Annotated in this window: 11 protein-coding genes; 7 read left to right on the top strand and 4 right to left on the bottom strand. The window is 54.6% G+C overall.

The window, feature by feature from the left end; all coding sequences use genetic code 11:
* The first annotated feature begins 24 nt into the window (after nucleotides 1-24).
* Complete coding sequence (locus tag OQ371_RS22080) at nucleotides 25-261, top strand: hypothetical protein (protein WP_265990498.1); 237 nt, start codon at nucleotides 25-27, stop codon at nucleotides 259-261.
* Nucleotides 262-424: 163 nt separating this feature from the next.
* Here the strand turns inward: OQ371_RS22080 and OQ371_RS22085 are convergent, their stop codons facing one another.
* Complete coding sequence (locus OQ371_RS22085; protein WP_265990499.1) at nucleotides 425-661, bottom strand: hypothetical protein; 237 nt, start codon at nucleotides 659-661, stop codon at nucleotides 425-427.
* A gap of 298 nt (nucleotides 662-959) precedes the next feature.
* Here OQ371_RS22085 and OQ371_RS22090 point away from each other — a divergent pair, with 298 nt between their 5' ends.
* Both OQ371_RS22090 and OQ371_RS22095 read left to right on the top strand, forming a co-directional pair.
* Entirely contained in the window at nucleotides 960-1,610 is a 651-nt protein-coding gene (locus tag OQ371_RS22090; protein ID WP_265990500.1) for an HAD-IA family hydrolase, read from the top strand.
* 181 nt (nucleotides 1,611-1,791) lie between these two features.
* Nucleotides 1,792-1,980: a hypothetical protein gene (locus OQ371_RS22095; RefSeq protein WP_265990501.1), complete on the top strand. Its 189-nt coding sequence runs from the start codon at nucleotides 1,792-1,794 to the stop codon at nucleotides 1,978-1,980.
* A gap of 56 nt (nucleotides 1,981-2,036) precedes the next feature.
* Here OQ371_RS22095 and OQ371_RS22100 read toward each other — a convergent pair whose 3' ends face one another.
* On the bottom strand, nucleotides 2,037-3,152 hold the full coding sequence (locus tag OQ371_RS22100; RefSeq protein WP_265990502.1) for a hypothetical protein: 1,116 nt from the start codon (nucleotides 3,150-3,152) through the stop codon (nucleotides 2,037-2,039).
* Between the two features lie 117 nt (nucleotides 3,153-3,269).
* Between OQ371_RS22100 and OQ371_RS22105 the strand changes: the two genes are divergently transcribed.
* Both OQ371_RS22105 and OQ371_RS22110 read left to right on the top strand, forming a co-directional pair.
* Nucleotides 3,270-5,471: a DUF5916 domain-containing protein gene (locus OQ371_RS22105; protein WP_265990503.1), complete on the top strand. Its 2,202-nt coding sequence runs from the start codon at nucleotides 3,270-3,272 to the stop codon at nucleotides 5,469-5,471.
* Between the two features lie 56 nt (nucleotides 5,472-5,527).
* The gene (locus tag OQ371_RS22110) at nucleotides 5,528-5,716 is read left to right on the top strand and encodes a hypothetical protein (RefSeq protein ID WP_265990504.1); all 189 of its coding nucleotides are present in this window, start codon (nucleotides 5,528-5,530) and stop codon (nucleotides 5,714-5,716) included.
* A gap of 75 nt (nucleotides 5,717-5,791) precedes the next feature.
* Here the strand turns inward: OQ371_RS22110 and dapA are convergent, their stop codons facing one another.
* Both dapA and ligA read right to left on the bottom strand, forming a co-directional pair.
* Entirely contained in the window at nucleotides 5,792-6,688 is an 897-nt protein-coding gene (dapA, locus tag OQ371_RS22115) for a 4-hydroxy-tetrahydrodipicolinate synthase (protein ID WP_265990505.1), read from the bottom strand.
* 71 nt (nucleotides 6,689-6,759) lie between these two features.
* The gene (gene ligA, locus OQ371_RS22120) at nucleotides 6,760-8,820 is read right to left on the bottom strand and encodes an NAD-dependent DNA ligase LigA (protein WP_265990506.1); all 2,061 of its coding nucleotides are present in this window, start codon (nucleotides 8,818-8,820) and stop codon (nucleotides 6,760-6,762) included.
* A gap of 169 nt (nucleotides 8,821-8,989) precedes the next feature.
* Between ligA and rpe the strand changes: the two genes are divergently transcribed.
* Nucleotides 8,990-9,694: a ribulose-phosphate 3-epimerase gene (gene rpe, locus OQ371_RS22125; RefSeq protein WP_265990507.1), complete on the top strand. Its 705-nt coding sequence runs from the start codon at nucleotides 8,990-8,992 to the stop codon at nucleotides 9,692-9,694.
* 30 nt (nucleotides 9,695-9,724) lie between these two features.
* A complete protein-coding gene (locus OQ371_RS22130; RefSeq protein WP_265990508.1) occupies nucleotides 9,725-11,140 on the top strand; it encodes an alpha-amylase family glycosyl hydrolase in 1,416 nt (471 codons plus the stop codon).
* The last annotated feature ends 83 nt before the right edge of the window (nucleotides 11,141-11,223 follow it).

The raw sequence follows: 11,223 nt of genomic DNA on the forward strand, positions 1-11,223 counted from the left end.
ATTGTGCCATTGAACGATTGAGCCATGAAAACTCCACTTTTTTCGAGTACCCCCGGGGATGATGCGTATTCAGAAGGCGAAGACGTGCTGGACCCGAAACAGGATGCAGCCCTGACGGGTGATCTGACCGACGATGAAACGGCCTACAACGAGCGGGGGGATGTTCGCCGGGGTGTTCTGGGCGAAGACGATCCGACCGACGACGGCCTGATGAACGATATCCGGACGGGGGAAGATGAAAACGTCACTCCCGGTTCCTGACGAAACCAGCTTTTGCCCGACCGGTACGGCATGAATCCGGTAGCCGTCCTTGCAATTTAACCGCTCAGGCAAAATCCTTTTAGCAGTTACCTGCAAAAAAATCGGCTTGCTTCCCGGCGGGGAGCAAGCCAAAAAAAGAGCCAGAAAGGACCACTTTTCTAAATCAAAATACCGGATTCGTTTTCTGAATCGTGCGTTTGATTCGGTTCTGAAGTTCGTCGTCCAGGGCTTTGGCGTAGTGAATCCACTCTTCTTCCAGTGCCACGGCTTTAGTGGCTTCCTCCTGGTGTTCGGCCTGGGCTTGCTCCCGGGCATCCTTGGCGTAACCCGCAGCCAGGTCCAGGGCATATTCGCGCATTTGTTTAATTTCCTGAAAAGTAAGTTCTTCCAACGTTCTCATTGTATCACTTGATTGGGGCTAGTGTTCGTTTTAGCCAATGCTTCCGCTGATCAATCATTCTGCGGATTGTCGTGGAATCAGGGGCTTTATCCAGTAGTAGAACCATAAAACGCAAGTAAGGTTATAAGCTTTCCGGATTTTAAAACGCCCAGCAACAGTTTGTCCGCTATTTCACCAGTTCTTCGTCCAACTCCGCCGATTCACTCACTTCTCGTCATGTTTTCCGCTGAGCCTGTAGTAGTTTAAGGTCTTACTTTGCAAAGGCCGCCTTATAATGCAGGCCCAGACACCTGAAACCATGAGCTATAAACTGGTGATTTTCGATTTTGACGGGACGCTGGCCGACTCGTTTCCTTATTTTCTGAAAACGCTGAATGTGCTGGCGGATACGTATCATTTTAAGAAAGTCCATCCCGATCAGGTCGACGAACTGCGGGCGATGAATGTGCGCCAGATGATGAAACTGGCCGGAATGCCCGCCTGGAAAATACCGATTGTCGCCAATGCCTTTATCAATATGATGAGCCGGGACATCGACCAGATCAGCCTGTTCGACGGGATGGCGGAGGTCCTCCAGCAGTTGTCGGCAAACGGGGTGCAACTGGCCATTGTCAGTTCCAATTCGGAAGGTAACATCCGGCGGGTGCTGGGAACCGACCATGCGGGCCTGATTAACTACTACAGCTGCGGCACCTCCATCTTTGGCAAGCAGTCGAAATTCCGGAAAGTGATGAAAAAAAGCGGTCTGCGGCCCCACGAAATCCTCTGCATCGGCGACGAAATCCGGGACATCGAAGCCGCCCAGGCCGAAGCCATGCCGTTCGGGGCTGTCACCTGGGGCTACACCCGGCCCGATGCCCTGACGGCCCATCCGGGCATTGCGGTATTCCATACCGTGACCGATATTCTCCACGCGGTTGTTCCCGAAAGCCGGCCAGATCGGGCGTGATGGGAGCCATCATCCCGCCGTATTGGGTTCTTACTGCGGAGCCGATGAATCTCGAATGGCAGGGCCTTTTGGGTCCATACGGTCACTAGCCACACTTTTCCGGTAATTTCTAAACCCTCCCGTCTTCCGACGGGTTAAGCCCCCAGTAATCAACGACGGTTACCGAAATCAATGAACTGTTATGGCTGATAAAGATTTGAAAGAGTATGAGGAGATGCTGGGCGGTGGTGAGAAAGGTGCCAAACAAAGCAATGGCCCCCAGCATGGTTCGACCGGCGGACGGAGAGGGACCTCCAAAACCAACAGCAGCAAAGGTAGCCACAGCGGTGGCGGCTCGACCGGAGGCTCCAAAGGCGGACACAGCAGTTAAATAGAAACCTTCAACGTTCAACACGGGCCGGAAAAGCGATTTCCGGCCCGTTGGTCTTACACCGTCAACTCCGCCATCAGCTTCAGCAGGTTTGCGGTCGTTTCGGGCGTCCGGCGACCCAGGCCGCAGGAAGTTGCCACATCGACAGTCTGGCCCCTAGCCGCTTCAATATAGTCCCGAATTTGTTTGTTTTCGGCCAGGGTCCGCCCTTCGTGAACAAACCCGGCAATCAGGCGGGTCGCGGGCGGCAACTTCAGGTTCTTCAGGGGAGCATAATAACCGGCTTCCAGAGACGGCGGGACCGCCCCCTCCGCCAGCGGATAATGCACATAGACCAGCGTGTGCTGCGACGGCCACCGTTCAACCATTTTGTTGGAAAAGACCACCATCTTATCGAGTGTCTTCGGGTGGATGAGCGCGTGATTGTGAAAATCGCCCAGGCACAAATGCATCCCGATTTGCGCGCCGGGCCTGATCTTCGAGAGCAGATCCCGGATGGGTTTGAGGGCCAGCGCCAGCAGGGGCTTTGGCAGCAGGTAAGCCGCGTACAATTCCGGGGGTACTTCGAGCTGAACAATCACATCGTCTCCGGCTTCCTCCAGCACGGCATTGACCTCGCGGGCGATGACGGTATTGAACGCGTAGGTGTAGCGCAGCCACTGGAGCTGGCTATCAAACGCGAACCCCATCGCAAAACCGGTGGGCACACCCAACTGAAATTTCAGATCCGGCCGTTGGTACGCTTCGCGCAATTGCCTGAAAATCGGGTAGCTAGTTCGAAAAAAATCGTCGTAGCCCAGCCGGACGTGCTGCGGCATTTCAGCGGGCGACCGCAACGGCTTGAGCTTTTGTAAGTGATCGTAGCTGGTGGCCATGCCGTCTTCCCCGCGAACGGGAGTTTTCACCAGTTTCCAGTTGGCCGGGTCGGCGGTAATTTTCTCGATGGCGTACACCACCCAGGCAATCCGGTTGCCTTTCGGAAACGCGGGTGATTTCTCGCCAATCTCCCCATCGGGCAGGCAAAACAAGACCGGGGCCAGCGCGTCGAGGGCGCGGGTCATGCATTCTTTTTCGTCGGAAAAGGGCAGGCTGCCCACGAGCAGCGCCGAGCGCGCGGACGGTTTTTCGGCGGAAGCCGTTTCCTTCTGGATGGTGGTTAGGGGCTGATTCAACGTTTAATTCTTGGTTAAGTATACCATTAAATTACAAATACTATTTTAACATTCCCGAGCAGACTTACCTTATCTTTGTCTATCCAGTCGTAAAACCCATTATAATTCCGCCTATTTGTGAAACTTTTCCGAATTCTACTTCCTTTCCTTTTCGTTTGTACTTCCCTTTTCGCCCAAAAGAAAAACGAAGCGTACCAGTACCACATCCGTCAGACCATCCCGACCGACCGGACGCCCCACATCAAAATCGACGGGGTGATGGACGAACAAGCCTGGCTGGAAGCCGAAACGGCCACCGATTTTTTCATGGTGCTGCCGATGGACACCAGCTTTGCCAAACTCCGGACGGACGTGAAGATGACGTACGATCAGCAAAATTTCTACATCATCGCCGTTTGTTACTATGCCCGCAAGCCCGACAGTTCGTGGGCCGACCGGCCGTTTGTGCAGTCGCTCCGGCGGGACTGGGAGTTCCAGAAAAACGACAACTTCATTTTTTTCATGGACCCCTTCGACGACCAGACCAACGGCTTTACCTTCGGGACCAACGCCGTAGGGGCGCAGTGGGATGGTTTACTCTACGAGGGCGGAAGGGCCAACCTGAGCTGGGATAACAAGTGGTACTCGGCCGTTAAAAACTACGAAGACCGGTACGTGTTTGAAGCTGCCATTCCCTTTAAATCCATTCGCTACAAAAAAGGCATTACCCGCTGGGGAATCAATTTTAGCCGAAATGACCTGCTGACCACCGAAAAATCGAGCTGGGCGCCGGTACCGCGGCAGTTCCCGACGGCATCGCTGGCCTACACCGGCTCCATCCTTTGGGACCAGGCGCCCCCGCAGGTCGGACCGAATATTTCGGTTATTCCCTACGTGCTGGGCGGTCTGAGCCGAAACTACCAAACCGATAAACCGACCGCGTACCGGGGCGATGCCGGTGTTGACGCCAAGGTGGCCATTACCTCATCGCTCAACCTGGATTTAACCGTTAACCCCGACTTTTCGCAGGTGGACGTCGACCAGCAGGTGACCAACCTCGACCGGTTTGAATTATTTTTCCCCGAACGGCGGCAGTTTTTTCTGGAAAACGGCGACCAGCTTTCCAACTTCGGCTACGCCAACATCCGGCCTTTTTTCTCCCGGCGCATTGGCCTGGGCGTTCCCATCCGGTTTGGGGCGCGGCTCAGCGGCAAGCTCAACAAAGACTGGCGGATCGGCCTGATGGACATGCAGACCGGCAAGGTGGACGAAACCGGTTTGCCCGCCCAGAACTTTGCGGTTGTCGCGCTCCAGCGCCGGGTATTCTCCCGGTCCAACATCGGGGCGATTTTCATCAACAAGGAATCACTGAATTACGAGCCGGAGCTGGGCAAGCCAACCTATTCAAAGTACAACCGGAACTTTGGCCTGGAATATAACCTGGCTTCTTCCAACAACGTCTGGACGGGCAAAGCCATTCTGCTGAAGTCATTCGACCCGGCAAACTCCAACCGGAGCCTGGTTCACGCGGCCAACCTGCTGTATACTACGCGCAAATGGATTGTGGGCTGGCAACACGAGTACGTCGGTCAGAATTACTCCGCCGAGGTAGGATACGTACCGCGCCGGGGGTATGTCCGATTCAACCCGACGGCCAGTTACTTGATGTTTCCCAAAGGCGGCTCGGTGTTGAGTCACGGCCCCCAGCTTTCGTCGGCCTATATTTACAATGAATCCTTCCGGCAGACCGATAACGAGACGATGGCCCTGTATACCACTACGTTCCGGTCGCGAAGCGTATTATCCTTCTGGGCCAGCCAGTCATACATTCGTTTGCTGGCCCCGTTTGATCCCACCAACACCGGGCGCGACACCCTGGCGCGGGGCACCGAACACCGCTGGAAAACCATCGGGGCCGACTACATTTCGAAGCCGCAAAGTTTGTTTACCTACTCGGTTTCGGCGCGGTACGGCGGTTATTACGCCGAGGGCACCCGCCTGAACCTTGTAACCGCGCTGGGCTACCGGTTTCAACCCTACGTCAGTTTGGCGCTGACGGCCAACTACAACGAAATCCGGTTGCCCGAACCGCTGACTACGGCCAAATTCTGGCTTGTCGGCCCCCGCATCGACCTGACCATGACCAACAACCTGTTCTTCACCACTTTCGTCCAGTACAACGAACAGGCCCGAAACGTGAACCTCAACACCCGCTTGCAATGGCGTTACGCGCCCGTTTCCGACTTGTTTATTGTGTACACGGATAACTACTTACCCGGTTCGCTGAGTGTAAAAAACCGGGCGCTGGTGCTGAAACTGACGTACTGGTGGAATGTCTAAAAAAACAAAGTGAGGAAGTTGGTAGTTTGACTAGAAAACTAAAACCCATCAACGTCATGCGTAATTTCACTCACTTTCTATACACATTGGCCATTTCCCTGTTCCTGCTGGTTGGCATGACCAGTTGCGAACTGGTAGGCGGTATTTTCAAAGCCGGTGCCTGGACCGGAGCGCTGCTGGTTATTGGCGTCATTGTACTCGTTATCTGGGGGTTTGCCCGCCTGTTTGGTGGTCGAAGAAGCTAACGCCCAAACCATATCGCATAAAAAAGCCGAAACCGGGCCCCGGTTTCGGCTTTTTTGTCAGCTCTTATCCAGTGATCAGGCCACCAGTTCAACCAGTTTATCCTGTTGCAACACGGCCCGCATGCGTTCGCCTAACTCGTCGGCAGCCGGGTAAAGTGGCAGCCGCACGTTCGATGAAATAAGACCCAGTATTTCCAGAATTTTCTTGATGCCCACCGGGTTGCCTTCTTCGTACAAAAGCGGATCGATGCGCAGGAAATGGCCCAGTTCTTTCTGCGCAAAGGCGAAATCACCACGCAGGGCCGCGTGAATCATTTCCGAAAACTTCGTCGGGAACGCATTGGCGATAACGGACATCACCCCAACACCGCCGATGCTGATAATGGGAACAGCCTGCACATCGTCGCCCGAAATCAGCAGAAAATCTTCCGGTTTGTCGCGGGCAATCTCCATGCACTGTTCAATGATGCAGGACGCTTCCTTGACGCCAATGATATTGGGGTGTTCGGCCAGCGTACAGATCGTTTCCGCCGACATGTTGATGCCCGTCCGGGGGGGAATGTTATAGAGAATAACCGGCACCGGGCTGGCATCCGCGATGCGCGTGAAGTGTTCGATCACCCCGCGTTTGCCGGGTTTATTGTAATAAGGACAAACCGAAAGAATGGCATCGACGCCTTCGAAATCCGTTTCCTTCATCGACGCAACGACCTCCGGCGTAACGTTGCCACCCACGCCGTAGACGATCGGTAATTTCTTCGGGTTATTTTCCTTTAAATACTGAAGCAACTGTTTCTTTTCCGTTTTTGTCACCGTGGGCGATTCGCCCGTGGTACCTTGCAGCACAACATAATCGACACCGCCGTCGGAAATGTGCTGAACGACCCGACCAAACCCGTCGAAATCAACGGTCATGTCGTCGTTAAACGGGGTTACAATGGCGACCCCAACGCCGTGGAAACGAGTATTCATCTACTTGTTTTCTGGATTAGAAGGAATAAGTAAAACGGAACTTAGACAAAGGTACGGTTTTTCTGTCATTCCTAAACATTTACCATCGCCAGAAACTCATCCTCCCCGATCAGGGTGACGCCCATCTTCTGCGCTTTTTCGACTTTCGACGGACCGGCGTTTTCACCCACGATCAGGTAGTTGAGCTTTTTGGAAACCCCGCTCAGTAGTTTGCCGCCGTGCGCTTCGATTTCACTTTCGAGTTCTTCGCGCGAAAAGTTGGCAAACGTACCCGTGTACAGAAACGTCTTCCCCACCAGCGACTCGCCTTTCTTCTCGACGGCCACCCGGTCGGTTTCCATCTGCAAACCCGCCAGCCGGAGCCGTTCAATAAACACCTGATTTTCGGGATCGGCAAACCAGGCCACCAGACTCTGCGCAATGCGGTCGCCCACTTCGGGCACCCCCAGCAGCGCTTCGTACGATGCCGTCCGCAAGGCGTCCATGTTGCCAAAATAATCGGCCAGCTTTTCCGCCGTGGTGTTGCCCACGTACCGGATGCCGAGCGCAAACAGCACATTGGCAAACGGTTGCGCCTTGGACCGCTCAATGGCCGTCAGGATGTTGTCGACCGATTTCTGCCGCAGGCTGACCACCCGCGTTTTTCCGGTTTCAGACGGTCCGCCGTTGCGGTCATTGTAGGCTTTTTCCAGCCCCAGGAGTTGCTCGGCCTTCAGGTCGTATAAATCCGCCGGACTACGCACCAGCCCCCGATCAATCAGCAACTCAATTTTGCCTTCGCCCAGGCTCTCAATGTTCATCGCCCGGCGCTGGATGAAATGCTCAAACCGGGCCTGTTGCTGCGGTGGACAGCCTTTTTCGTTGGGGCAGTAAAAATGCGCTTCCCCTTCTTTGCGGATCAAGGGCGTCTGGCAGGCCGGGCAAACCGTGGGGTAAACAATGGGTTCGACGGCATCGGTACGCTGGGTCAGATCAACGCCGGTAATCTTCGGAATGATTTCCCCCCCTTTTTCAATGAAAACCGTATCGTGCAACATCACCCCCAGCCGCTGAATTTCGTTGGCATTGTGCAGCGATGCCCGCTTCACCACCGTTCCCGCCAGCAACACGGGCTTGAGGTTGGCTACGGGCGTTACGGCGCCGGTGCGCCCCACCTGGTAGGAAACGCTGTTGAGCGTTGTACTGGCCGCTAAAGCCTTGTATTTGAAGGCAATCGCCCAGCGCGGACTTTTGGCCGTGTAGCCCAGTTCGCGCTGCTGGTCGTAGCGGTTGATTTTGATCACAATACCGTCGGTCGCCAGCGGCAATTCATACCGCCGGGTTTCCCACTCGTTGATGAAGGCAAACACTTCCTGCATGGTGGCGCATTTCCGCCAGGTTGGTGACACGTTAAAGCCCCAGTTTTTCATGGCGATCAGGCTTTCTTCGTGCGTCTGAAACACTTCCGGTTCCGACAGAAACGAGTAGAGATAACAATCCAGCCGTCGTTTGGCCACCGCGGCCGAATCCTGCTGTTTGAACGTGCCGGAAGCCGCGTTGCGCGGATTGGCCAGCAGCGGTTCGCCAATGTCTTCGCGCTCTTTGTTAATCCGTTCAAATTCGGCCAGCGGCAGAAAACCCTCCCCGCGCACCTCAAACAAGGCCGGCACGCCCGGATCGGTCACTTTCAGCGGCAGCGTCCGGATGGTTCGCACGTTGAACGTAATATCGTCACCCCGGACGCCATCGCCCCGGGTTGCTCCCTGCACCAGCACCCCGTTTTCGTAGGTCATGCTAAGGGCCACCCCGTCGAACTTTAGCTCACAGACGTATTCGTAAGGCGCATCGTGAAGGCCCCGGCGCACCCGGTTGTCGAACTCCGTCAGTTCCGCTTCCGAGTAGGTGTTGCCCAGCGACATCATCGGAAACCGGTGGTAAACCGTTGCAAATTCCTTACTGATCGTGCCCCCAACGCGGTGCGTGGGCGAATCGGGCCGGCTGAATTCCGGGTATTGCTTTTCCAGAGCCGCAAGTTCTTCCAGCAGTTTGTCGAAGGTAAAATCATCCACCTCCGAAATACTGTTTTGGTAGTATTGGTAGTTATAATAGTTCAGCCGATCCGTCAGCTCGGCAATTCTTTCCTGTGGATTCATGTATTTTAAAACTGGACGTATGCTGTCTTTGTCGGGCTAAATTAGAAGACATTCCAGACAATTCCTTTACTAAGTTGGCCATGATTACCGAATTGTTCGGACAAAAACCCTTAATTTTGGTGCCAACTTTGCCAAGGCAGACCCAAACGTTAACTGATAAATCTGTTTCATGACGCCACCCCTGATTGCGCCATCCATTCTGGCGGCTGATTTTGCCAACCTGCAACGCGATGTTGAATTGCTGAACCGTTCGGAGGCCGATTGGATTCACGTGGATATCATGGACGGCGTTTTCGTTCCCAATATTTCGTTTGGTATTCCGGTCTGCGAAGCCATCAATCGCCACGCCACCAAACCCCTAGACGTTCACCTGATGATTGTTCAGCCGGAACGGTACATCGATGCGTTTGCCAAAGCGGGGGCGGCCCATCCCGATCGGCCCGGCACCATTACCGTTCACCTGGAAGCCAGTACGCACCTGCACCGTACCCTGACGCAAATTCGGGAAACGGGTTGCAAAGCGGGCGTGGCGCTGAACCCGCACTCCCCGGTGGAGCTGCTGGCCGACGTGCTGGACAACCTCGACCTGATCCTGATCATGTCGGTCAATCCGGGCTTTGGCGGTCAATCCTTTATTCCGCAGACGTTGCAGAAGATCCGGAAGCTGCGCAAGCTGCTAGCCGGGGTCAGCCAGCCGCCCATCATTGAAGTGGATGGGGGCGTGGGAACCGATAATGTGGCGGCTTTGGTGGAGGCCGGGGCGGATGCGCTGGTTGCCGGGAGCTCGGTTTTCCGGGCCACCGACCCTACGGAGGCCATTCGTGCGTTAAAGTATTTTACCCCCACGGCCCGGCAGGAGGCCCGGCTGGCCTAAACTAATTTCATTCGAGCTTAACATCTTGGCATGCAAACGAAAATAGTTTACAGTTTACTGGCAGGAACGCTGCTGTTTTTTTCCGTTCTCTCCTGCAAACAAACCCCCACCAACGGGAATGAACCGACCCAAACCAACGATTCCACGGTAGCTACCCACCGCCTTCCGAGTCCCGAATGGACCCGCAACGCAACCATTTACGAAGTCAACGTGCGGCAGTTTTCCGAAGAAGGAACCTTCAAAGCCGTTGAACAGCAACTGACCCGTTTACGGGAAATGGGCGTCGATATTCTCTGGCTCATGCCCATTCACCCCATCAGCAAAGAAAACTTGCAGGGGACCGCTGGCAATCCCTATGCGGTGGAAGATTACAAAGCCGTCAATCCGGAGTACGGCACGATGGCCGATTTTAAAGCGTTTGTCAAACAGGCTCACGACCTTGGTATGCACGTTATTCTCGACTGGGTGCCCAACCATACCGGCCGCAGCCATTCCTGGGTAAAACAGCACCCCGACTGGTATACCAAAATCAACGGAAAACTGAGCGCCCCCATCGACGACCAGGGCCGGGTGACCAACCGCCCCGATGTGGTGGACCTGAACTACCAGAACCCCGAACTGCGGGCCGCCATGATCGACGCCATGCAATTCTGGATTCGCGAATGCGACGTTGACGGCTACCGGTGCGAGGTAGCCGGTTTTGTGCCCGATGACTTCTGGGCTGAACTGCGGCCGAAGCTGGACCGCATCAAACCCGTTTTTATGCTGGCCGAGTGGGAAGATAAGCCCGAGCACTTTAAAGAGTGTTTCAATATGAACTACGGCTGGAGCGCCTTCCAGCTCATGCAGCAAATTGCCAAAGGCAAGCGTCCGGCTACCGCCCTCGATTCGCTGCTGGCCCACAACAAGCAACGCTTTCCGCCCTGGTATTACCAGATGCATTTTACGCAGAACCACGATGAGAATGCCTGGACCGGTACCGGGTCGGAACTATTCGGCAACGGAATTGATGCCTTTACGGTGCTGGCCTTTACCTTCGACGGGATGCCGCTGGTTTACAACGGGATGGAGTCTAACCTGAGCAAACGGCTGAAATTCTACGAAAAAGACCCGATCTACTGGGGCAACTACGCCAAGGCGGAGTTTTACAAAACCCTGCTGACGCTCAAACACCGCAACCGGGCGCTCTGGAATGGTCAGGCCGGGGGGGAACTCATGAAAATTCCAACCGAAAAGGACGACAAAGTGTATGCGTTTTACCGCAAACAGGATAACGACCAGATCGTGGTGATTGTCAACTTAAGCCCGACTCCTCAGACCATCCGGCTCAACGGCGACGGCTTTGAAGGCGTTTTTACCGAAGTTTTCAGCCGCGAACCCGCCGAACTACGAAATTCTTTAACGTTTGCGCTTAAACCCTGGGAATACAAAGTATATACGAATTAATTGGAATGCTGAGTTATGAATGATGCGTCAGGAATGATAAATTACGTATAAAATGAACGGCTCCCTTCATCGTTCCTTATTCA

Origin of the sequence: Larkinella insperata (genome assembly GCF_026248825.1) — a bacterium.
In the GTDB taxonomy this organism is placed as follows: Bacteria; Bacteroidota; Bacteroidia; order Cytophagales; family Spirosomataceae; genus Larkinella; species Larkinella insperata.